The organism is Roseateles sp. FW305-36, assembly GCF_058787015.1.
Genome location: NZ_JBYSZK010000019.1, coordinates 24,734 through 47,177, shown reverse-complemented (window position 1 = coordinate 47,177; position 22,444 = coordinate 24,734). Strand labels below are relative to the sequence as shown.

Genomic DNA, 22,444 nt, shown 5'->3' with positions numbered 1-22,444 from the left:
CCTTAATTGCGTTCCAGTTCAATGTCGATGCCCAAGGAGCGGATTTCCTTGACCAGCACATTGAACGATTCGGGCATGCCCGCTTCGATGGCGTGTTCGCCCTTGACGATGCTTTCGTAGACCTTGGTGCGGCCGTTCACGTCGTCGGACTTGACAGTCAGCATTTCCTGCAGGATGTACGAGGCGCCATAGGCTTCCAGCGCCCAGACTTCCATTTCGCCGAAACGCTGGCCGCCGAACTGGGCCTTGCCGCCCAGCGGTTGCTGCGTGACCAGCGAGTACGGGCCGGTCGAACGGGCGTGCATCTTGTCGTCCACCAAGTGGTGCAGCTTCAGCACGTGCATGTAGCCGACGGTGACCGGGCGCTCGAACTGCTCGCCGGTGCGGCCGTCGCACAGCCAGGCCTGGGTGCGCGTCTCGGTCAGGCCCTTCTTGGCGGCGATGTCGTCCGGGTAGGCCAGCTTGAGCATGCCGCGGATTTCTTCTTCCTTGGCACCGTCGAAGACCGGCGTCGCGAAGGGCACGCCCTTGGCGAGGTTCTCGGCCATCTCCAGCACTTCGGTGTCGGACAGGTCGTCGATGTTCTCGGTCTTGCCGCCGCTCTGGTTGTAGAGCTGGTCGAACAGCTTGCGCAGTTCAGCCACCTTGGAGTGCTGCTGCAGCATGTCGCCGATGCGCTGGCCGATGCCCTTGCCGGCCCAGCCCAGATGCACTTCCAGCACCTGGCCCACGTTCATCCGCGACGGGACGCCCAGCGGGTTCAGCACGATGTCGGCGGGCGTGCCGTCGGCCATGTAGGGCATGTCTTCGATCGGGGTGACCTTGGACACGACACCCTTGTTGCCGTGACGGCCGGCCATCTTGTCGCCAGGCTGCAGGCGACGCTTGACGGCCAGGTAGACCTTGACCATCTTCAGCACGCCGGCGGGCAGCTCGTCGCCCTGCGTCAGCTTCTTGCGCTTTTCTTCGAAAGCCAGGTCGAAGCTGTGGCGGGTCTGGTCGAGCGCGTTCTTGATCGACTCGAGCTGGTTGGCGATCTCTTCCTCGGCCGGACGGATGTCGAACCAGTGGAACTTCTCGACCGAGGCCAGGTAGTCCTTGTCGATCTTGGTGCCCTTGGCGATCTTCTGCGGGCCACCATTGGCGATCTTGCCGTTCAGCAGCTTCTCGATACGGTCGAAGGCGTCGCTCTCGACGATGCGCAGCTGGTCGTTCAGGTCCAGGCGGTAGCGCTTCAGCTCGTCGTCGATGATCTGCTGGGCGCGCTTGTCGCGCTGGATGCCTTCGCGGGTGAAGACCTGCACGTCGATAACGGTGCCGCTGGTGCCTTGGTCGACGCGCAGCGACGTGTCCTTCACGTCGGAAGCCTTCTCGCCGAAGATGGCGCGCAGCAGCTTCTCTTCCGGCGTCAACGTGGTTTCGCCCTTGGGCGTGACCTTGCCGACCAGCACGTCGCCCGGATTCACTTCCGCACCGATGTAGACGATGCCCGACTCGTCCAGACGGCCGAGTTGTTGCTCCGACAGGTTCGGGATGTCGCGAGTGATTTCCTCGGCGCCCAGCTTGGTGTCACGCGCGTTGACCACCAGTTCCTCGATGTGGATCGAGGTGTAGCGGTCTTCGGCGATGACGCGTTCGCTGATCAGGATCGAGTCTTCGAAGTTGTAGCCGTTCCAGGGCATGAACGCGACCAGCATGTTCTGGCCCAGGGCCAGTTCACCGATGTCGGTGGAAGCGCCGTCGGCAATGATGTCCTCGGCCGCCACCTTGTCGCCACGGCGCACGATGGGGCGCTGGTGGATGTTGGTGTTCTGGTTGGAACGCTGGTACTTGATCAGGTTGTAGATGTCGACACCGACCTCACCGGCCACGGTCTCGTCATCGTTGACGCGGATCACGATGCGGTTGGTGTCGACATAGTCGACCACGCCGCCGCGGCGAGCCGCGACCACCGTGCCCGAGTCCTTCGCGGCGACGCGCTCGACGCCCGTACCCACGAAAGCCTTCTCGGGACGCAGCACTGGCACGGCCTGACGCTGCATGTTGGCGCCCATCAGTGCGCGGTTCGCGTCGTCGTGCTCGAGGAAGGGCACGAGCGAAGCAGCGACCGACACGATCTGCGTCGGCGCCACGTCCATGTACTGGATGCGCTCGGGGCTGGTCAGCACCGATTCGCCGTTTTCACGGGCGGACACCAGTTCGTCGGTGAGTTGGCCGCCGGCGTTCAGCGTCGCATTCGCTTGGGCGATGACGTACTTGCCTTCCTCGATGGCGGACAGGTAGTCGATCTGGTCGGTGACGTGGCCGTCGACGACGCGGCGGTACGGCGTTTCCAGGAAGCCGTACTCGTTGAGCTGCGCGTACAGCGCCAGCGAGTTGATCAGGCCGATGTTCGGGCCTTCCGGCGTTTCGATCGGGCAGACGCGGCCGTAGTGGGTCGGGTGCACGTCGCGGACTTCGAAGCCGGCGCGCTCGCGGGTCAGACCGCCCGGGCCCAGGGCGGAAACACGACGCTTGTGCGTGATTTCCGACAGCGGGTTGGTCTGGTCCATGAACTGCGACAGCTGCGACGCACCGAAGAACTCCTTCAGCGCCGCGGAGATCGGCTTGGAGTTGATCAGGTCGTGCGGCATCAGGGCTTCGGTCTCGGCCTGGCCCAGACGTTCCTTGACGGCCTTCTCGATGCGGGCGAGGCCCGAGCGGTACTGGTTTTCGGCCAGTTCGCCCACGCAACGCACGCGGCGGTTGCCCAGGTGGTCGATGTCGTCCACTTCGCCGCGGCCATTGCGCAGCTCGACGAGGATCTTGACGACGTCAAGGATGTCCTCGTTGGACAGGTTCATGTTGCCTTCGGGCGTGTCACGGCCGACACGCGCGTTGAACTTCATGCGGCCGACACGGCTCAGGTCGTAGGTGTCGGTGCTGTAGAACAGGCGGTTGAACAGGGCCTCGACGGCGTCTTCCGTCGGCGGCTCGCCGGGGCGCATCATGCGGTAGATGGCGACGCGGGCGGCCAGCTGGGTCTCGGTTTCATCCGAGGCCAGGGTCTGGCTGATGTAGGCGCCTTCGTCCAGCTCGTTGGTGAAGAGGCACTGGATGTCCTTGACGCCAGCCTGGCGCAGCTTCTTCAGCAGCGCGTCGGTCAGTTCGTCATTGGCCTTGGCGATGATCTCGCCGGTGTCGGCGTCGATCATGTTCTTGGCCAGCACGCGGCCGACCAGGAAGTCTTCCGGCACCGAGATGTGCTGCGTGCCGGACTGCTCCAGCTGGCGCACGTGACGAGCGGTGATGCGCTTGTCCTTCTCGACGATGACGGCACCGCTCTTGTCGACGATGTCGAAGCGGGCGACTTCACCCTTCAGGCGGTCGGCGACGAATTCAAGCTGCGCGCCAACGTCCATCAGGCGGAAGTTGTCGAACACGAAGAAGTGGGCCAGGATCTGCTCGGGGTTCAGGCCGATGGCCTTGAGCAGGATGGTGACCGGCATCTTGCGGCGGCGGTCGACGCGGAAGTACAGGATGTCCTTCGGGTCGAACTCGAAGTCCAGCCAGGAGCCACGGTAGGGAATGATGCGGGCGCTGAACAGCAGCTTGCCCGACGAATGCGTCTTGCCCTTGTCGTGCTCGAAGAACACGCCCGGCGAACGGTGCAGCTGCGACACGATGACGCGCTCGGTACCGTTGACGATGAAGGAACCGTAGTCGGTCATCAGGGGCACTTCGCCCATGTAGACCTCTTGTTCCTTGATTTCCTTGACCGTCTTCGCCTGGGGCGACTCACGGTCATAGATGATCATCTGCAGGCGCGCACGCACCGCGGCTGCGTAGGTCAACCCCCGCTGTTGGCACTCACGGGTGTCGAACGGCGGCTTGGCGATGTTGAACTCGAGGAACTTCATCTCGACGAAACCGTTGTGCGAAACAATCGGGAACGCCGAAAGGAAAGCCGCCTGCAGGCCTTCGGGCTTGCGTTTGGCGGGAGCCACGTCCTTCTGCAGGAAGGCAACGTAGCTGTCCTTCTGCATCGTGAGCAGATAGGGGACGTTGAGAACGCTCTCGCGCTTGCCGAAGCTCTTGCGGATCCGCTTGCGCTCGGTATAGCTGTAGGGGGTTGCTTGCGCCATAAACACTCCGTGTCGAGCCCACCCCTGGCCGTGGGGCGAGCCGCGTCGGCGACTGGCTGGCTCACTCACCCAGAACGGGCGGCTGCCTAGCTTGGTGGTTGGCCACTACCAACCGCTGGCGGACAACCCCGGCATTGCACCGGAGTCCGACCAAACTGGTTCTCTGCAGTCGGATCAGAGAACACGTGAAAGAACCGCGCATCATACCGCGCGCGGTTCTTTCAGCTGTTCTCTACGGGGACAAACCCGTAAAGACGAAAAAGGGGAAGCCTGACGGCAACCCCTTTTTCTAGCCAGCGAGGTCGGAGCTGCTGCGCAGGTCCATCCCCAAAGCTGACTGGAGGGGACGGAGCCGCTACGCGGGTCCATCCCCATACCATCACTTCATCTCGGCCTTGGCGCCAGCTTCGACCAGCTTCTTGACAGCGGCTTCGGCGTCGGCCTTGGAGATGCCTTCCTTGACGTTCTTCGGAGCGCCGTCGACCAGGTCCTTGGCTTCCTTCAGGCCCAGGCCCGTGATTTCGCGGACGGCCTTGATGACGCCGACCTTCTGAGCGCCGGCGTCGGTCAGGACGACGTTGAACTCGGTCTTCTCTTCAGCAGCAGCAGCGGCACCGCCGCCAGCGCCACCGGCGGCCGGAGCAGCCATCGAAGCGGCGGACACGCCGAACTTCTCTTCAATTGCCTTGACCAGGTCGTTCAGTTCCAGAACGGACATGCTGTCCAGGGCGGTCAGGAAAGCGTCTTTATCGAATGCCATGATTAATTCCTAAAAAACAGATGGGTTGCGTGTGAACGCGTTGTTCGTCGATCAGGCTGCGGCCGGGGCTTCGGCGGGGGCTTCAGCAGCCACAGCACCTTCACCACGCTTTGCAGCCAGGGCAGCCAGCACGGCCGCGGTGCGTTGCACCGGCGACAGCAGCAGGCCGGCGATCTGCGACAGCAGGACTTCCTTGGACGGGACGGAGGCCAGAGCCTTCACGCCATTGACGTCCAGAGCCTTGCCACCGTAGGCACCACCCTTGATGACGAGCTTGTCGTTGGTCTTGGCAAAGTCAGCGATGACTTTGGCAGCCGCGACAGCGTCTTCCGAAAAGCCGTAGATCAGCGGGCCGACCATGCTCTCCGTAGCAGCTTCGAACGGGGTGCCAGCGACGGCGCGACGGGCCAGGGTGTTCTTCAGCACATGAAGATAGACACCCTTGGAACGTGCGTCGACGCGCAGCTTGTTCAAGGCTTCCACGGTGAGGCCACGGTACTCGGCCAACGCCAACGTCTGCGACTTCGCTGCTTGCGCTGCGACGTCGGAGACAACGGCTGCCTTCTCGTTGCGATTGAGACTCAAGGTCTACTCCTCACATTTGCTCCCTCGGCCTTGCGGCTTCGAGAGCGCCAGGGATTCAGCGACCATCTGTCAGGAAAAATCCTGTCAGCGGGACCGCCATCTGCGCTGGTTCTCGGTCTTGCGACGTCGATTTAAGGGGTCTCCACCAGCGGTCTTGGATGACGCGCTGCCCGGTTGCCCGGACAGCGCCCCACCAATCTTTGTTGCCCGGAGCCAGACTCGCTCCGCGCAGATTCAGTGCCCGGGCCACGGGGACCCGGTGTGCAATCAAGCGGCGTTGGCTTGAGCGTTGATCGAAGCGATTTCGACGCGGGCGCCGACGCCCATCGTCGAGGACACGGCGACCTTGCGCAGGTAGATGCCCTTGCTCGAAGCCGGCTTGGCCTTGTTCAGGGCCTCGATCAGCGCGCGCAGGTTGCCTTCCAGCTTGTCGGTGTCGAACGAACGACGGCCGAGGGTGCCGTGGATGATGCCGGCCTTGTCGACGCGGAACTGGACCTGGCCAGCCTTGGCGTTCTTGACGGCGGTCGCGACGTCCGGGGTCACGGTGCCGACCTTGGGGTTGGGCATCAGGCCGCGCGGGCCCAGGATCTGACCCAGGGTACCGACGACACGCATCGTGTCGGGGGAGGCGATGACCACGTCGAAGGGCATGTCGCCCGCCTTGACGCGCTCAGCCAGGTCTTCCATGCCAACGACGTCGGCACCAGCGGCGCGGGCTTCTTCAGCCTTGGCACCTTGAGCGAACACGGCGACGCGCTTGGTCTTGCCGGTGCCGTTGGGCAGCACGACGGCGCCACGCACGACCTGGTCCGACTTCTTGGCATCGATGCCGAGTTGAACGGCGACGTCGATGGACTCATCGAACTTGGCGGTGGCCAGGCTCTTGACCAGGTCCAGGGCTTCGGTCAGGCCGTACAGCTTGGTCGATTCGACCTTGCCAGCCAGCGCCTTTTGCTTCTTGGTGAGCTTGGCCATGTCAGACCCCTTCCACGATGATGCCCATCGAGCGGGCAGAGCCGGCGATGGTGCGGACGCCGGCGTCAACGTCGGCAGCCGTCAGGTCCTTGGACTTGATCTTGACAATCTCTTCCAGCTGGGCGCGGGTCAGCTTGCCGACCTTGTCCAGGTGGGGGCGCTGCGAGCCCTTCTCGATCTTCGCGGCCTTCTTCAGCAGCACGGTCGCCGGGGGCGACTTGATGATGAAGGTGAAGCTCTTGTCTGCAAACGCGGTGATGACCACCGGCAGCTTCATGCCGGGCTCGAAGCCGCCAGCCGAAGTCTGGGCGTTGAACGCCTTGCAGAATTCCATGATGTTCAGGCCACGCTGACCCAGCGCGGGACCCACCGGGGGCGAGGGGTTAGCCTTGCCGGCCGGAATTTGCAGCTTGATGAAGCCGACAATCTTCTTTGCCATGTTTAACTCTCCAATCCAGCGCCCGGGCGGCAAAGCCTGGACACCTGAGTGCTAGCGCATCGGACTCGGACTAGATCTCAGATCCAGGTCCTTACCTTTGCTCCTCTTGTCCGCCTCTCGTTGCAGACTGATCACGGGCCGACATCAGGGTCGCCGGCCGAACCCAGGATTCTAGCGCGTCAGACTTTTTCGACCTGCGCGAAGTCCAATTCGACCGGCGTGGCGCGACCGAAGATCGTGACCGACACACGGACCTTGGACTTGTCGTAATTGACTTCCTCGACCGAGCCGTTGAAGTCGGTGAAGGGGCCTTCCTTGACGCGAACGACCTCGCCGACCGTCCACTCGACCTTGGGCCGGGGCTTCTCGACGCCTTCCTGCATCTGGTTGACGATCTTCATGACCTCGGCTTCCGAGATCGGGGCCGGGCGGTTCTTGGCGCCGCCGACGAAGCCCGTCACCTTGGACGTGTGCTTCACCAGGTGCCAGGACTCGTCGTCCATGAACATCTCGACCAGCACATAGCCGGGGAAGAAGCGGCGCTCGGTGACCGCCTTCTTGCCGTTCTTCAGCTCGACAACTTCTTCGGTCGGCACGAGGATGCGGCCGAACTTGTCCTGCATGCCGGCGCGGTCGATGCGCTCACGCAGATTGCGCTCGACAGCCTTCTCCATACCCGAATAGGCATGGACGACGTACCAGCGCTTCGGCGGGCCGACGGGGGCTTCGGTCGTGACGACTTGTTCTTCAGACATCAGAATTCCTTGCGATCAGCGCTTCCAGCCCAGGATCAGGTCGTACAGCACCCATTCCAACGTCTTGTCGGTCAGCCACAGGAACAGCGCCATGACGACGACGAAGGCGAACACATAGCCCGTCATCTGCGTCGCTTCCTTGCGGGTCGGCCAGACCACCTTCTTGACTTCGCGCACGGAGTCGCGGCCATAGGCGATCAGCGCCTTGCCATGCTCGGACGTGAAGAAGGCGGCCACGCCGGCAGCCAGCAGCACGACCAGCGAGGCCCACTGCACCAGCGCGCCCTGCTTGGACAGCCCGTAATACGCCGCCAGCGCGCCGACCAGCAGCAGCACCGCAACAGCCAACTTGGCCTTGTCGGCGCCGGTGGTCACGGTCTCGACTTGGGGAGAATTCGCCATCACTTCACTTTCACGTGCCGCGTTCAACGCGGCGATTCAGACGCTGCGACAGCCGTAGCCATCAGCAGCAAGGCCCGCCGAGATCTCTCTCGCGGGCCGATGCTTGTTTAGCCAGGAAACCAACCGCCGTGATCAGTGGCGGGTGGCAGGGGCAGAGGGTCTCGAACCCCCAACCTTCGGTTTTGGAGACCGACGCTCTGCCAATTGAGCTATGCCCCTGTGGCCTAAAACTTGTTTACGCGAGGATCGTGGCAACCACGCCGGAGCCGACGGTACGGCCACCTTCACGGATGGCGAAGCGCAGGCCGGTTTCCATGGCGATCGGAGCGATCAGCTTCACGGTGATGCCGACGTTGTCGCCGGGCATGACCATTTCCTTGTCCTTCGGCAGCTCCACGGCACCGGTCACGTCCGTCGTGCGGAAGTAGAACTGGGGACGGTAGTTGTTGAAGAACGGGGTGTGGCGGCCGCCCTCTTCCTTGCTCAGAACGTAGATCTCAGCGGTGAAGTGGGTGTGGGGCTTGATCGTGCCGGGCTTGGCCAGAACTTGGCCGCGCTCGACGTCTTCACGCTTGGTGCCGCGCAGCAGGATGCCGACGTTGTCGCCTGCTTGACCTTGGTCCAGCAGCTTGCGGAACATTTCGACGCCCGTGACCGTGGTCTTCTGGACTTCGCGGATGCCCACGATTTCGATTTCTTCGCCGACCTTGATGATGCCGCGCTCGACGCGACCGGTCACGACGGTGCCGCGGCCAGAGATCGAGAACACGTCTTCCACCGGCAGCAGGAAGGCGCCGTCAACGGCACGGTCCGGCTGGGGGATGTAGGTGTCCAGGGCGTCAGCCAGGCGCATGATGGCTTGCTCGCCCAGGTCGCCCGTGTCGCCTTCCAGCGCCAGCTTGGCCGAACCCTTGATGATGGGGGTGTCGTCGCCGGGGAAGTCGTACTTGGACAGGAGCTCGCGCACTTCCATTTCGACCAGCTCGAGCAGCTCGGCGTCGTCGACCATGTCGCACTTGTTCAGGAAGACGATGATGTACTTCACGCCGACCTGACGGGCCAGCAGGATGTGCTCGCGCGTCTGGGGCATCGGGCCGTCAGCGGCCGAGCACACCAGGATGGCGCCGTCCATCTGGGCGGCACCGGTGATCATGTTCTTGACGTAGTCGGCGTGGCCGGGGCAGTCAACGTGCGCGTAGTGGCGATTGGCCGTCTCGTACTCGACGTGGGCGGTGTTGATCGTGATGCCGCGGGCCTTTTCTTCGGGAGCCGCGTCGATCTGGTCGTAGGCCTTGGCCTCGCCGCCGAACTTCTTGGACAGCACGGTCGCGATTGCCGCGGTCAGCGTGGTCTTGCCGTGGTCAACGTGACCGATCGTGCCCACGTTCACGTGCGGCTTGGTCCGTTCAAACTTGCCTTTTGCCATCTTGCGCTCCTGAGGCGAACCCGTTGAGACGAGTAGAAGAAAAAGAGAAATTGGTGGTGCCCATGACGCGGATCGAACGCGTGACCTCTCCCTTACCAAGGGAGTGCTCTACCACTGAGCCACATGGGCATCGGCACGGGTTTGACGCCAGATGAACTGACCGGCAAACCGGTGTCGACGCTTTGCCGACCAAGCCCCACTCGATGGAGCGGGAAACGGGAATCGAACCCGTGTCATTAGCTTGGAAGGCTAAGGTTCTACCATTGAACTACTCCCGCCCTGGGAGCTCTTGACCTCTGCACAACCCGCTAAAGCGCGCATGCTTTGGTGGAGGAGGCTGGATTCGAACCAGCGTACGCTATGCGGGCAGATTTACAGTCTGCTGCCTTTAACCACTCGGCCACCCCTCCTGAGGCAAGCCCGCAACTATAGCACAGGGCAAAGGGGGCGCAACAGAGCCTCGCCAAGAAGAACAAAAAGAGGCCGCGCGGGCGGTGCGCCGACACCCGCTCGGGCATCTCGCGGCAGCACCCACCCCAGCACGCCGCCTTGTCGCTTGGCCTCGCTCAAGCCAAGTGCACCGAGCCACGAATCCGCGGCCACGACGGCGGCAGCAAAGGCGCCGCAAGTCGCCTCGACGCGGCCACGCGGAGGGCGACGACCAATTCAGGACCAGATTCAGGCCAATCCACTACCAGCCGCGCCTCGGCCGGCCACCCGTTTCGCGCCGCGCGCAAGCGCTTCGTCGCCGACGCGCAACAGTTCTCAACTTGGATTGATACCAATGAGATACCAATAAACGTCCGCAAATCACGCCTCCAAGGGGCGCACACCCCATGGCCAGGGGCTTCAGGCAGCCACACTCGGGAAACTCCTCAGTAAAGACTGGTAGCAAAGTGGCGTTATCAATCGTTACAGTGGCATGGCACTGGTTGGACACGCTTTTGAGGGCAATCCAAGCGCCAACCGGACCGAAGGTGGTATGCACCGCACCCGAAGCAGTCACCGCCGCCCCAATTCATTGGCCACAACGAGGAACAGTACATGAAGGTCAAGCAGACCCCCATCTCGCAGGCGGTGTTCATCGCCCTGCTCGGCGCCAGCGGCGCCGCCATGGCGCAGCAGGCTGCTGCACCTCAGCAACTGGACACGGTCACCGTCACCGGCATCCGTGCCTCGCAAGAGAAGTCGCTGAGCGTCAAGCGCAATGCCGACGCCCACATCGACGTCATCTCTGCCGAAGACATCGGCAAGATGCCTGACAAGAACGTGGCCGACTCGCTGGCCCGCGTGCCCGGCGTCACCATCCTGAACAGCCCGGCCGGTGGCTCGGGCGGCTTCGACGAACGCGACCGCGTCGGCATTCGCGGCACCAACCCCAGCCTGACCCAGACGCTGCTGGATGGCCACGGCATCGCCAACGGCGACTGGTTCGTGCTGGACCAGACCGGCGCCGGCGTCGGCCGCAGCGTCAGCTACTCGCTGCTGCCCTCCGAACTCGTGAGCCGCGTCGAAGTGCGCAAGAGCTCCGAAGCTTCCCTGGTGGAAGGCGGCACGGCCGGCTCGGTGAACATCATCACCCGCAAGCCCCTGGACTTCTCCAAGGCCCTGACTTTCGAAGCTGGCGTCGGTGCGGTCTATGCCAGCCTGCCCAAGAAAACCGATCCGCAGCTCAGCGCGCTGCTGAATTTCAAGAACGACGCCAAAACCTTCGGCGTGCTCGTGCAGGCCTTCTCCGAGAAGCGCAGCCTGCGCCGCGACGGCGTCGAAACGCTGGGCTTCATCAACAAGCTGGACAGCACCAACGCCCCGGCCCTGGTCGCCGCCCACCCCGAACTGAGCGGCGTCTACACGCCCGACCTGATCGGTGCTGCCTACTTCACACAGGAGCGTGAGCGCAAGGGCGGCCTGGTGCGCGCCGAGCTCAAGCCCACCAAGGACGTCGATCTCGTCCTCACGGGCTTCTCGTCCAAGATGGACGCGGACAACTACAACCGCAACTACCTGATGGCCCCCCGCGCTGGCCTGATCAACAGCGCCACCATCTCCGACTACGCGATCGCGACCGACAACAACGGCAACAAGACCCTGACGAAGGCCACCTTCAACTGGGCGACGCCTTCGACGGCCGGCTACTACGACATGATCTCGCGCAAGGCCGCCGCGGAGAGCAACTTCCTCGGCCTGGAAGGCTCCTTCCGCGTCAACGACGCCCTGTCGCTGTCGATGAACGCCGGCACATCCAAGGGCAAGGGCCAGACCCTCAGCCAGGACGTCGTCGAACCGCACATCGCCACGACGCGTGCCAGCTACCAGCTCAACGGCAACGACACGGCACCCTCCTTCAGCTTCAGCAACCCCTCTGTCGGCTTTGACTGGATCTTCGGCTCCGAGCACGTCATCGTGCACGACAAGGAAAGCTGGGCCCAGGTGGACGGCGAGTACACGCTGGATGCCGGCGTCCTGAAGAGCCTGAAGTTCGGCGTGCGCAGTGCCGAGCACAAGCGCTACACCGACGCCACGCTGAACCAGGGCCCGGGCTGCGCGACCGGAACGCCCTATCGCGTCGGCCCCTGGGACTGGAGCAAGCCCAGCGCCTGCGCCGACGCCAGCGGCAACGATGCTCCCCAGCTGTCGCCCTACACCCTGCCCGCCTTCAGCCAGTCCTATCCGGGCAACTTCGGCAGCGGTCTGGGTAGCGGCTTCCCGACGGGCATGAGCTATATCTCCGCCGAAGCGCTGGCCGAGTACAACTCCCGCGTCACCAACCGCGACCCGATCGCCCGTCGCTCGCCCTTCGACGGCGGCGAGTACAGCGTGAAGGAAACCAGCACGGCGGCCTATGCGCAGGCCAACCTGGAAGGCAGCAACTGGAGTGGCAACGTCGGCCTGCGCGTGGTTCGCACCAAGCAGACCTCGGGCGCCTTCCGCAACAGCCTGCCCGGCGACACGGTGGATGTGGCCTCGGCGTTCGGCAACTTCACGGCGACCTCGTCCGACGTCAGGTACACCGACCTGCTGCCCAGCGCCAGCGTGCGCATCGACCTGACCAAGGACATCGTGGCCCGCCTAGCCGCCAGCCGCACGCTGACCCGCGCCGACTACACGGCCCTGTCGGCGTTCACATCGCTCAGCACGACCGGCATGTTCCTGGACAACAACGCCGTCGGCGGCGGCACGGCCGGCAATGCGGCCCTGAAGCCGATCCGCTCGAACAACGTCGATGCCAACGTCGAGTGGTATTTCGCGCCGCGTTCCTTCGTGTCCGCAGGTGCCTTCTACATGCAGATGGGCACCTACATCACGAACGGCACCTTCACCGGCACCTACCCGGTGCTGCTGGGCAACACCAACCAGCAGGGTGGCGTCCAGCAACTCGTGAACCGCCAGTTCGTCATCACCGGCCTGACCAACAAGAAGGCCTCGGTCAAGGGCCTGGAGTTCGCGGGCGAAATGCCCCTCGCCGGCAACTTCGGCGTCAGCGCGAACTACACCTACGCCGATGGTTCGGACTCGAGCGGCCACGTGCTGCGCGGCAACACGAAGAACTCGTTCACCCTGGGCGGCTTCTTCGAGAACGACCACTTCTCGGCCCGCGTGAACTACAGCTTCACCGACGACATCTTCATCGGCCAGGACCGCGGCACGGACTACTTCCAGAAGGGCACGGGCGTGCTGTCCGCTTCGCTGGGCTACAAGATCAACGACAGCTTCTCGCTGAGCCTGGACGGCCAGAACCTGAATGACCCGAAGCTGAAGTACTACGCCTCGGACATCCAGCCGCGCGCCATCTACAAGAACGGCCGCCAGTTCTACCTGACCGCCCGCGTCAAGTTCTGATCCTGAGACCCGGCACTGCTGGAACCCTCGGGTTCCGGCGGAGGCCCCAGGTGAACACAATCGAAGGGGAGCGTGGAGATCACGCTCCCCTTTTTCATAGCCCACTCCCATGCGCGACACCGCCACCCTGATCGACCAGTACATCGCCGCGCGTCCCCTCGGCGGCAGCACGGATGCGCCGCCACCCGTGAAGCACATCTGCGTCGTCGGCGGCGGCTCGGCGGGCTGGATGACGGCGCTGATGCTGGCCACCACCGCCTACGGCCCGCGCCTCAAGGTCACGGTGCTGGAGAGCCCCCTGGTCGGCACCATCGGCGTCGGCGAAGGCTCGACGCCCTGGCTGCGCCGCTTCTTCGAGATCCTCGGCATCGAGGAGTCCGAGTGGATGCCGGCCTGCAATGCCACCTACAAGAGCGGTATCACCTTCGACGGCTGGTCGACCAAACCGGGCTTCGAGCGCTACTTCCATCCCTTCGTGTCGATGCTGGACAACATGACCATGCATCCCTTCGTGGACAACGTCCATGCGCGGCTCGAAGGCGCAGACGTCGACGCCCACCCGGATCGCTTCTTCGTCTCCGCCGCGCTGGCGCGCCAGGCCCGTGGCCCGCGCGCCAAGGCCAATTTCCCTTTCGACGTCTGGTACGGCTATCACTTCGACGCCACCCTGCTCGGCCAGTTCCTGGGCCGCAAGGCCAAGGAGCGCGGCGTGCAGCATCTGGAGCGCCACGTCACCCAGGTGCAGCTCGACGAGAGCGGTGACATCGGCGGCCTGCTGCTCGACGACGGCGAAACCCTGTCGGCAGACTTCTTCGTCGACTGCAGCGGCTTTGCCTCGCTCATGATCGGCAAGGCCCTGCAGACGCCCTTCATCGGCTTTGGCGAGAACCTCTTCAACGATGCAGCCGTGGCCATGCCGACGCCGCTGGACGGGCCCATCGAGTCGCAGACCGTGTCCACCGCACTGCGCCACGGCTGGGCCTGGAAGATCCCGCTGACGCAGCGCCAGGGCAACGGCTATGTCTACAGCAGCGCCCACTGCTCGGCCGACGACGCCGAGACCGAGTTGCGCCGCCACCTGGGGCTGCTCGACTCGGACATTCCCGCCCGCCACCTGAAGATGCGCGTCGGGCGCATGGCCAAGATCTGGAACCGCAACTGCGTGGCCGTGGGCCTGTCCCAGGGCTTCATCGAGCCGCTGGAAGCCACCGCCCTGCTGTTCGTGCAGGTCACGGCCTCCATGCTGGTGGAGGTGCTGGAGAAGGGCGACCTCGGTCCCGCCTCGCAAGAGCAGTTCAACGAAGCCATGCGCAAGCGCTTCGACAACACCCGCGACTACATCGTCGCCCACTACAAGACCAACTCGCGCACCGACACCGACTACTGGCGCCAGAACGCCGAGAACATGCATCTGTCGGACGCGCTGCAGGGCGTGTTGATGACGTGGATGTCACGCAAACCCCTCGTGGCGGCCCTCAAGACGGGCCGCATCGGCGGCGGCTATCCCACCGTGTCCTGGTACGCGCTGCTGGCCGGCATGGGCATCTTTCCGGATGCCGCGGACCTGCAGCCGCCGACCGCCCAGCAGGCCCGCCACAACCTGGCCGCGGTGGACGACTTCATTGCCCGCAGCGTCGGCAACTTCCCGGATCACCGCGAGCTGCTGGCCGACATCCCGCCCGGCCTCGGTGACAAGGCCATGCAGATCTACACCTGGTGATCAGCCCCCCAGCCGGCCCTTGATGTCCTTGCGCAGGACGGCATCGGCCGCGGCGTCGATGTTGCCGAACAAATGGCGCTGCGCTTCGGGGATGTGCGCCAGACCTTCGCCCCTTGCGCCGAACACATAGTGGTCGAAGAGGGCGCGCCAGCCCTCGCGCTCACCGTCGGGCAGATGGCGCAGGGCCAGCATGGCCAGGCGCATGGCGGCCAGATGCAGGTCGTCCGGCCGCTGCGGCGCCGCCAGCGGCCGCCACCAGTAGTTGACGAGGATGTTCAGGTGGGGCGCCAGCGCCTCGACCTGGTGGAACCACAGCGGCGGCATGTAGATGGCGTCCCCCGGCTCCAGTTCGGCCACCAGGGCCTGCTGCAGCGCCTCGGCGACCAAGGGGAATTGCGCCGGGTCGGCACGGTGCAGATCGGGCACGACCGACATCGGCGCCGGGGTCGGCGCGTAGTCGGGCGGGCCGAGATAGAGCAGCGGCGCGCATTGCGGCGGCAGCAGCGTGAAGCGCCGCCGCCCGGCGGCCACGCAGGCGATGTTGTGGGAGTCGTCGAAATGCGCCGGCACGGTCGCGCGGTTGCCTATCCAGATGCGCGGCGCTACTGAACCATCGAGCAGCGGCAGCCCATTGGCCTTCTCCAGGCCCGGCAGGGCCTCGGACACCAGCGCGCTTTGCGCCGCCAGCGCCGGCGGATCCGGGAAATGGCTGTAGCGCCAGAGCTGCTCGAACAGGGCCGCATAGGGACGCTTGTCGAGCATGAAGTTGAAGCCGTCCAGGCCCGGCTTGTAGGCGAAGGCGCGCGTGGGCTCGGGGCGCGCCAGCACGGCGTCCACGGCCTCGCCCTTGTCGAAGCCCATCAGGTATTGCAGGCAGGGCTCCAGGCCCGCCCTGCCCTGCGCCACCAGCGGCCAGTGTTTGACGACGCCACGCATCACCACAGGCTCGTAGGTCGCGATCACTTCGCGCTCGAAGCGCTCGCGCGTGATGCCTTCCACTTCCTTCATCGGCTGCATGGACATCCGTTCAGCGTCGCCGCGCCAGCACGCCGTGCCAGGCCTCGGGGATATGGCCGGCGGGCTCCTGCTCGCGCTGCACCACATAGTGTTCGAACATGGCCGCCCAGGCATCGCGCTGCGCGGGTGGCAGTGCGTTCAGCACCTGGATGGCCTGGACCAGGGCCGCCGCCGGCGCCGGCAACTGCGCGTTGCCCGCGACCGGCCACCAGTAGTTGATCAGCAGATTGACCTTCTCCAGCGCCTCCACCTGATGGAACCACAGCGGCGGGATGTAGAGGGCGTCGCCCGGCTCCAGCTCGGCCACCAGGGCCGACGCCAGGGCCTCACGGTAACGCGGGTAGCGCTCGAGATCCGGCGGCTGGGGATGCACGACCGAGATGGGCGCGCCGGACGGCGTGTGCTCCAGCGGGCCGATGTAGAGGTTGCCCACCTGCTGCGGCGCGAACAGCGTGAAGCGCCTGCGCCCGGCCGCCACGCAGGCGAGGTTGTAGGGGTGGTCGTGATGCACGGGCACCGTCAGCGCATTGCCCAGCCAGAAGTTGGGAACGACGCCCGGCAGAGCCAGCAGCGGGTTCTCGTCGAGGAAGCCGGGGATGACGTCGCTGACCTTGGCGCATTGGGCGGCAATGGACGGCGCGCCCTCCACCGACAGGAAGGCGGCCAGGTGGGACATGAACTCGGCCAGGCCCATGCGCGCCTTGACGAAGCCGAAGTCGGTCAGGCTGTCGTTGTAGCCCATGACGCCGCGGGACGCGGCACGCGTCTTGGTGGCCATCACCTCGACGCCGCGGTCGAAGCGGCCCAGGTAGTCGCAGATGTCCAGGGCGCCGGCCCGGCCGGCCTGCACCGCCGCCCAGTGGCCAACCAGCCCCTTCAGAAGCACGGGCTCGGCGCGCTGCTCCAGGTGTTCCTTGAGTTGCGGCTCGTCGGCCGCCGGCCAGGTGTCAACCGGCTTCATGTCGCTGCAGAGTCGCCGCTCATCGGGAGGCCAAGGCATGGGGTTTCGGGACCTCCATTGTCCTGGCTCCCCGCCCCGGCACGGCCTCCGGCAAACCCTGCAAGCCGACGAGTCCACTTGACTACCAGTGCGAAATTGCTCAGCTCAACCAGCCTGAATACGCAAGTCAATCCGTCTCCGAGGAACAACAGGATTCCAGGCACCAGTCCGATACCAGTTGGCCTTCGCTCCAAGACTGCCTGAGAGACGGATGCGCTTCTTTTCATAGGACGCTCCATAAGCCACCCGGGAAACTACTTGGATTGAATTGGTAGCAAAGTGGCGTTATCGATCGATATAGTGGCCTTGCACTGGTTGCACGCATGAAGAACTAAACAGGGGCGGCAACCGGACTCAAGGTGGTATGCACGGCCCCAGGCAACCACCTGCCCATCCGAACCAATGGCCACTACGAGGATCAGTTCAATGAAGGTCAAACCGACCCCCATCGCGGCAGCCGCCGCCCTGACATTGCTCAGCATGTCGTTCGCCGCCCAGGCACAGGAAGCCGCCGCGCCGGCCCGGCTCGATCAGGTGGTCGTCACCGGCATCCGCGCCTCGCTGCAGACCGCCGCCACGATCAAGAAGAACGCCAGCGCCGTGGTCGACGCCGTGTCGGCCGAGGACGTGGGCAAGCTGCCCGACTCCGACGTCGGCCAGGCCCTGGGCCGCATCCCCGGCGTGTCCGTCGGCCGCGCCTTCGGTCAGGGCGCCTCGGTCTCCATCCGCGGCTCCGACCCGCAGATGACCTACACGACGCTGAACGGCCAGACCGTTGCGTCCACCGGCTGGTACGACCAGCTCGACATCGACCGCTCCTTCAACTACTCCCTGCTGCCCTCCGAGCTGATCGGCGGCATGGAGGTCTACAAGTCCCAGCAGGCCGACCTGACCGAAGGCGGCATCGGCGGCACCGTCATCGTCAAGACCCGCAAGCCCCTGGACATGCCGGCCAACAGCGGCTTCGTCAGCGTCAAGTACGGCAAGGGCACCATCAGCGATGCCGAGAAGGAAGTCTCGGGCCTGTACAGCTGGAAGAACGAGGCCAAGACCTTCGGCGTGCTGGCCGCCGCGGCTCATTCCGACGGCGCCTACATCCGCCGCGGCATCGAGGCCGACAACCGCTGGTCGGCAGACGTGGCGCCCACCGCCTTCGTGCAGGACCGCAAGCGAGATGCCGTCAATCTGACGCTGCAGGCCAAGCCGGCCCAGGGCCTGGACCTCGGCCTGAACCTGCTCAAGCTCAAGCTCGTGGGCGACAACAGCAACAGCAGCGACTACATCTTCCAGGACCCCAATTGCGACAAGCGCAACACCGACGTGAAGTCGGCCTGGAACCCCACCGGCATGTGCGTGCACAGCACGACGACGGCCGCCAAGCCGCTGGACACGCAGTTCTTCCAGGTCTGGGCCCGCGCCGCGCAGATGACGTCGGACAGCGCCACCTTCGACGGCCACTACAAGCTTGACGGCGCCAAGTTCGATTTCGTCGCCGGCGCCACCAAGGCCAAGGGCGGCACCACGTTGACGGCCAACTACCAGACCGGCAACTGGGACGCCGGCTTTGCCCTGCCCAAGTGGCAAGGCACCATCGACGCCACCGGCCACCAGATCGCCGTCAACCCGACGAGCAACCAGTCCTTCGGCGTCGCCAACATGCCCTCGGCCCTCGGCCCGCAGACCTGGGCGACTTCGCAAGGCCCGAACAAGGACCAGGAAAAATACGCCCAGTTCGATGCCACCATCGACCTGAACTGGGGCGCCATCAACAGTTTCAAGACCGGCGTGCGTTTTGCCGACCACACCTTCGAGAAGCGCGCCTACCGCCCCGTCTGGGCCGCCACCATTGCCAACACGCCCACGAGCAGCCTGTTCGACGGCACCGTGGACCTGGCCAAGGGCTGGACCATCCCGCGCCCCAACATCGACGCCATGGTGGCCGGCACGCTGAAGAACATCAACGGCTGGAACGAAGACCGCTCGGCCTACAGCGAGCTCAACGAGAAGAACCAGGCCCTGTACGGCATGTTCGACTTCGAGGCCGGCAACCTGCGCGGCAACTTCGGCCTGCGCTACATCTCCACCGACGTGAAGAGCACCGGCTACAAGTTCGACGGCACGCCGCTGGCCGCGGGCGACTACGCCGGCAACGAGAACTGGGGCAAGACCTACGACGTCAAGAAGTCCAAGTACAACGACGTGCTGCCCAGCGTCAACCTGGCCTTCGATCTGCGCAAGGACCTGGTGCTGCGCGCCGCCGCGTCGCAAGCCATCACCCGCCCGAACTTCGCCAACATGTTCGGCGTGACGGTGTCCGGCTACAACGACGACCGCATCGGCAACGAGACCTGGACGGTCGGCAGTGTCGAGCTCAAGCCGATGAAGTCAGCCCAAGTCGACCTGAGCCTGGAGTACTACTACGGCAAGGGCAATGTGCTGTCGGCGACCTTCTTCAACAAGGACATCTCGAACTTCATCACGGCCAACGTGCTGCAGAACCAGAAGATCGGCCTGGTCGATCCCAAGTCGGGCGTGGACAACTGGACGGTGCAGAACTTCGTCAACGCCGGTGGCGGCCGCCTGCGCGGCATCGAGCTGCAGGCCAACCATGCCTTCAACAACGGCCTGGGCGTGGTTGCCAACTACACCTTCACCGAAGGCACGGCACCCAAGGAAAGCTTCGCCGACCAGCTGGGCCTGTTCACCCAGTCGTCCAAGCACAACGTGAACCTGGTGGGCTACTACGAGACGGCCGACTACTCCGCCCGCCTGGCCTACAACTGGCGCTCGAAGTACATCATCCGCGAGAACGCCTACTGGTACGGCAACCGCATGCACGCCAACACCGGCACGCTGGACGCGAGCTTCGGCTGGAACATCAACAAGTGGCTGAAGCTCAGCTTCGACGCCGTGAACCTGACCAAGCAGGACGACGTGCAGTACGGCGTCATGTCGACGAGCCTGCCGGCCGACGCGTTGCACAAGGATCCGCTGAAGGCCGGCTACCCCGCCTGGTCCTTCACGGGCGAGACGACCTACAAGATCGGTCTGACGGCCAAGTTCTGACCCGCGACCTTTTGTCTCCTTTCCAGCCCGGCATCCGCCGGGCTTTTTTTGAGCGGTGCAAAGCAAAACGCGCGGCCAGGCCGCGCGTTCAACGAAGCCAGCGAGCCTAGAAGTCGTAGAAGGAATTCAGCGTCAACCGTCCCGTGCGCGGGTCCGCGTTGATGCTGAGCTGCGGGTTCACAACGGCCGAGTGCAGCAGGCTGCCGCGGTAGACGACGAGGCGATTGAAGCGGGCCGGCATCATGCCCAGGAACTCGAAGCCCGCATCCGAATCGTCGAAGTAGCGCTGGGCCGGCGGGTGGGCGTTCAACTCGTCGTAGTAGACGTCCAGAAAGTGTTCGCAGTTCTCGGCCGTCACCTGCTGCAGGCCCGTCGCCTTGTGGCGATAGAAGCCCGTGCCTCCATGCTCCTCATTGCATAGATAGAGCAGCACGGCCATGTGGTGGGGCGTGCTGGCATCGAAATGCGGCGTGCGCTGCAAGGGGCCGAGTTCACCGGGCGGCATCGTCGTCAGCGAGAAGGCGCATTCGGCCTTGCGCAGCTCCAGCACCTCGGGCACGCCGAAGTTCTGGCGGATCAACGGCTCCATCAGCGCCGTGAGGGTGGCCGAGTAGTCGGCCGGCGCGACGGCGCGGATGCCGGGATAGCCCTTGCGATCGGCCACGCCGGGGTAAGGTGCGAAGCTGCTGCGGCTGGCGATCTCGACCAGGGCCTGCGGGTCTTCGAGGAAGTTGTCGATGAAGACGATCTGGTGCTCGCCAACCCGCACGGACTGGATGTCCGGCGGCATGCGGATGGCAAAGGCGTCGCTCATGCCCGTGTGTAAGCCGCGCGCAGGCCCATCAGCCAGTCGCGGTGGCCGGGCAGACCGCGGATGGCCTGTTCGGCCGCGCGAGTCACATGCTCGAATTGCTCCAGGCTCACGCGCCGCTCCAGATCCGAGATCGGCAACGGCCGCGTCGCGAAGCGCATGCCGTACAGGACATAGAGATGGTTGTCGACGTCGAAGAGGTCGAAGCGGCTGGTGAAGTCGTTCTTCTGCGGATGGCGGATGGCCCAGCGGCCCAGGCGTTCGCGCAGCATGTCGGACAGATGGGCGTCGTGGCGGTTCTCCAGCCAGAAGGCCGAATCGCTGCGGTCCGACAGGTGGTAGTGCAGCTGCACGAAGTCGATGACACGCTCCCAGGTGTAGGTCACGGCCTCGTTATAGCCGCGACGCAGGGCCTGGGCGTCATCGCGCATGCGCGGGAAGTTGCGCGACAGCAGGCTGGCGGAGAAGTCCGTCACCAGGATGGAGGTGGCCTCCAGCGGCTCGACAAAGCCCTGCGACAGGCCGAGAGCCACGCAGTTCTGGAACCAGAACTGCTGGCGGTAGCCGATCTTCATCGGGATCTTGCGCGGCGACAGCGTGTCGGGGCTGACGCCGAGATGGCGCGCATAGCACTCGATGGCGCGACTCTCGCTCATGTGGGCGCTGGCGTAGACGAAGCCGGTGCCGCGGCGGTGCGTGACGGGAATGTCCCAGATCCAGCCGGCCTCGTGGGCGACGGCCAGCGTGTAGGGCGGGATCTCGTCGGCCGGGTCGGTCGGCACCTGCTGCACCAGGGCCGTGTCGGTCAGGATCTGGTGCGACTTGTCGATGAAGGGCACTTTGAGCACGCGCTGGGTCAGCAGCGAAGCGAAGCCGCTGGAGTCGACATAGAAGTCGAAGGGCAGGACCTCGCCCGAGGCCATGCGCAGCGCGGCGATGGAGCCATCCTCCGCGCGCTCGGCGTCGACGACCGTGGCGACGAGGTATTGCACACGGAAGCGCTTCTTCGCGTTCTCGGCCAGCAGGACCGCGAACTTGTGGGCGTTGACGTGATAGGCGTACTCGACGTCGCCCACGTAGGGCGGCGACGAGATCTGCTTGGGGCTGCGCTGCGCCTCGGCGACGCGGCTGCTGATGGACACGTCCGAATAGGCGCGCTGCGGCTGCTCCAGCCAGGTCGGCGTGATGTCCAGGCCTTCCGGGAAGGGCGAGGCGAAGGGGTGGTAGTAGAAGTGATCGGCGCCATGCGTGGCCGCATCCAGCCAGCCCTCGAACTTGATGCCGTTCTTGAAGGTGGTGTCGCAGGCGACGATGAGGTCAGCCTCGGAGATGCCGAACTTGCGCAGCGAGGTCTTGATGGCCGGCACCGTGCCCTCGCCGACACCGATGATGGGCACGTCGGCCGATTCGATGACGGTGATCTCGACCTCGGGATCGGCGCACAGCTCATAGCCCAGGTGGTTGGCCGCCAGCCAGCCCGCCGTGCCGCCACCGATGATCGCGATGCGTCGCGTCTTCATC

At 64.8% G+C, this 22,444-nt stretch carries 15 protein-coding genes and 4 tRNA genes; 3 read left to right on the top strand and 16 right to left on the bottom strand.

Features of this window, described 5'->3' with window-relative positions; all coding sequences use genetic code 11:
- Nucleotides 1-2: 2 nt before the first annotated feature.
- The 12 genes from rpoB to AC3WOE_RS26595 all read right to left on the bottom strand — a co-directional run bounded on the left by rpoB (nt 3) and on the right by AC3WOE_RS26595 (nt 9,879).
- Complete coding sequence (gene rpoB, locus AC3WOE_RS26650; protein ID WP_492694870.1) at nt 3-4,124, bottom strand: DNA-directed RNA polymerase subunit beta; 4,122 nt, start codon at nt 4,122-4,124, stop codon at nt 3-5.
- Nucleotides 4,125-4,503: 379 nt separating this feature from the next.
- Nucleotides 4,504-4,884, bottom strand: a complete 381-nt coding sequence (gene rplL, locus AC3WOE_RS26645; RefSeq protein ID WP_310273307.1) for a 50S ribosomal protein L7/L12 — start codon at nt 4,882-4,884, stop codon at nt 4,504-4,506.
- A 51-nt stretch (nt 4,885-4,935) separates the two neighbouring features.
- Nucleotides 4,936-5,469, bottom strand: coding sequence for a 50S ribosomal protein L10 (rplJ, locus tag AC3WOE_RS26640; protein ID WP_119046627.1), 534 nt, complete (start codon nt 5,467-5,469; stop codon nt 4,936-4,938).
- A gap of 267 nt (nt 5,470-5,736) precedes the next feature.
- Nucleotides 5,737-6,447: a 50S ribosomal protein L1 gene (gene rplA / locus AC3WOE_RS26635; RefSeq protein ID WP_492694867.1), complete on the bottom strand. Its 711-nt coding sequence runs from the start codon at nt 6,445-6,447 to the stop codon at nt 5,737-5,739.
- A 1-nt stretch (nt 6,448) separates the two neighbouring features.
- A complete protein-coding gene (rplK, locus tag AC3WOE_RS26630; RefSeq protein ID WP_310330063.1) occupies nt 6,449-6,886 on the bottom strand; it encodes a 50S ribosomal protein L11 in 438 nt (145 codons plus the stop codon).
- 179 nt (nt 6,887-7,065) lie between these two features.
- A complete protein-coding gene (gene nusG / locus AC3WOE_RS26625) occupies nt 7,066-7,641 on the bottom strand; it encodes a transcription termination/antitermination protein NusG (protein ID WP_119046625.1) in 576 nt (191 codons plus the stop codon).
- 15 nt (nt 7,642-7,656) lie between these two features.
- Nucleotides 7,657-8,043, bottom strand: a complete 387-nt coding sequence (gene secE, locus AC3WOE_RS26620; protein ID WP_492694864.1) for a preprotein translocase subunit SecE — start codon at nt 8,041-8,043, stop codon at nt 7,657-7,659.
- 143 nt (nt 8,044-8,186) lie between these two features.
- Nucleotides 8,187-8,262 (bottom strand) — tRNA-Trp (locus tag AC3WOE_RS26615).
- 16 nt (nt 8,263-8,278) lie between these two features.
- Entirely contained in the window at nt 8,279-9,469 is a 1,191-nt protein-coding gene (gene tuf / locus AC3WOE_RS26610) for an elongation factor Tu (RefSeq protein WP_025564238.1), read from the bottom strand.
- A 54-nt stretch (nt 9,470-9,523) separates the two neighbouring features.
- Nucleotides 9,524-9,598, bottom strand: a tRNA-Thr gene (locus tag AC3WOE_RS26605).
- A gap of 75 nt (nt 9,599-9,673) precedes the next feature.
- Nucleotides 9,674-9,747: transfer RNA gene (locus AC3WOE_RS26600), tRNA-Gly, on the bottom strand.
- A 47-nt stretch (nt 9,748-9,794) separates the two neighbouring features.
- Nucleotides 9,795-9,879, bottom strand: a tRNA-Tyr gene (locus AC3WOE_RS26595).
- A 634-nt stretch (nt 9,880-10,513) separates the two neighbouring features.
- Between AC3WOE_RS26595 and AC3WOE_RS26590 the strand changes: the two genes are divergently transcribed.
- Nucleotides 10,514-13,309, top strand: coding sequence for a TonB-dependent receptor (locus AC3WOE_RS26590; protein WP_492694862.1), 2,796 nt, complete (start codon nt 10,514-10,516; stop codon nt 13,307-13,309).
- A 109-nt stretch (nt 13,310-13,418) separates the two neighbouring features.
- Complete coding sequence (locus AC3WOE_RS26585) at nt 13,419-15,029, top strand: tryptophan halogenase family protein (RefSeq protein WP_492694860.1); 1,611 nt, start codon at nt 13,419-13,421, stop codon at nt 15,027-15,029.
- Here the strand turns inward: AC3WOE_RS26585 and AC3WOE_RS26580 are convergent, their stop codons facing one another.
- On the bottom strand, nt 15,030-16,052 hold the full coding sequence (locus AC3WOE_RS26580; RefSeq protein WP_492694858.1) for a cupin-like domain-containing protein: 1,023 nt from the start codon (nt 16,050-16,052) through the stop codon (nt 15,030-15,032).
- A 4-nt stretch (nt 16,053-16,056) separates the two neighbouring features.
- Complete coding sequence (locus AC3WOE_RS26575; protein ID WP_492694856.1) at nt 16,057-17,007, bottom strand: cupin-like domain-containing protein; 951 nt, start codon at nt 17,005-17,007, stop codon at nt 16,057-16,059.
- A gap of 465 nt (nt 17,008-17,472) precedes the next feature.
- On the opposite strand from AC3WOE_RS26575, the gene AC3WOE_RS26570 reads away from it, so the two are divergent.
- Entirely contained in the window at nt 17,473-20,112 is a 2,640-nt protein-coding gene (locus AC3WOE_RS26570) for a TonB-dependent receptor (protein ID WP_492694854.1), read from the top strand.
- Nucleotides 20,113-20,218: 106 nt separating this feature from the next.
- Here the strand turns inward: AC3WOE_RS26570 and AC3WOE_RS26565 are convergent, their stop codons facing one another.
- Nucleotides 20,219-20,926 carry a DUF6445 family protein gene (locus AC3WOE_RS26565; RefSeq protein ID WP_492694852.1) on the bottom strand — a complete coding sequence of 236 codons (708 nt, stop codon included), beginning with the start codon at nt 20,924-20,926 and terminating at the stop codon, nt 20,219-20,221.
- Nucleotides 20,923-22,443, bottom strand: a complete 1,521-nt coding sequence (locus tag AC3WOE_RS26560; RefSeq protein WP_492694850.1) for a tryptophan halogenase family protein — start codon at nt 22,441-22,443, stop codon at nt 20,923-20,925. Before AC3WOE_RS26560 ends, AC3WOE_RS26565 begins: the two co-directional genes overlap by 4 nt.
- Nucleotide 22,444: the final 1 nt, after the last annotated feature.

Bases quoted from the DNA above. Each gene is read 5' to 3' on its own strand.
- rpoB (WP_492694870.1), bottom strand. From the start codon at position 4,124: ATGGCGCAAGCAACCCCCTACAGCTATACCGAGCGCAAGCGGATCCGC.
- rplK (WP_310330063.1), bottom strand. From the start codon at position 6,886: ATGGCAAAGAAGATTGTCGGCTTCATCAAGCTGCAAATTCCGGCCGGC.
- AC3WOE_RS26590 (WP_492694862.1), top strand. From the start codon at position 10,514: ATGAAGGTCAAGCAGACCCCCATCTCGCAGGCGGTGTTCATCGCCCTG.
- AC3WOE_RS26575 (WP_492694856.1), bottom strand. From the start codon at position 17,007: ATGAAGCCGGTTGACACCTGGCCGGCGGCCGACGAGCCGCAACTCAAG.
- rplA (WP_492694867.1), bottom strand. From the start codon at position 6,447: ATGGCCAAGCTCACCAAGAAGCAAAAGGCGCTGGCTGGCAAGGTCGAA.
- tuf (WP_025564238.1), bottom strand. From the start codon at position 9,469: ATGGCAAAAGGCAAGTTTGAACGGACCAAGCCGCACGTGAACGTGGGC.
- rplL (WP_310273307.1), bottom strand. From the start codon at position 4,884: ATGGCATTCGATAAAGACGCTTTCCTGACCGCCCTGGACAGCATGTCC.
- secE (WP_492694864.1), bottom strand. From the start codon at position 8,043: ATGGCGAATTCTCCCCAAGTCGAGACCGTGACCACCGGCGCCGACAAG.
- AC3WOE_RS26565 (WP_492694852.1), bottom strand. From the start codon at position 20,926: ATGAGCGACGCCTTTGCCATCCGCATGCCGCCGGACATCCAGTCCGTG.
- AC3WOE_RS26580 (WP_492694858.1), bottom strand. From the start codon at position 16,052: ATGTCCATGCAGCCGATGAAGGAAGTGGAAGGCATCACGCGCGAGCGC.
- AC3WOE_RS26570 (WP_492694854.1), top strand. From the start codon at position 17,473: ATGAAGGTCAAACCGACCCCCATCGCGGCAGCCGCCGCCCTGACATTG.
- AC3WOE_RS26560 (WP_492694850.1), bottom strand. From the start codon at position 22,443: ATGAAGACGCGACGCATCGCGATCATCGGTGGCGGCACGGCGGGCTGG.
- nusG (WP_119046625.1), bottom strand. From the start codon at position 7,641: ATGTCTGAAGAACAAGTCGTCACGACCGAAGCCCCCGTCGGCCCGCCG.
- AC3WOE_RS26585 (WP_492694860.1), top strand. From the start codon at position 13,419: ATGCGCGACACCGCCACCCTGATCGACCAGTACATCGCCGCGCGTCCC.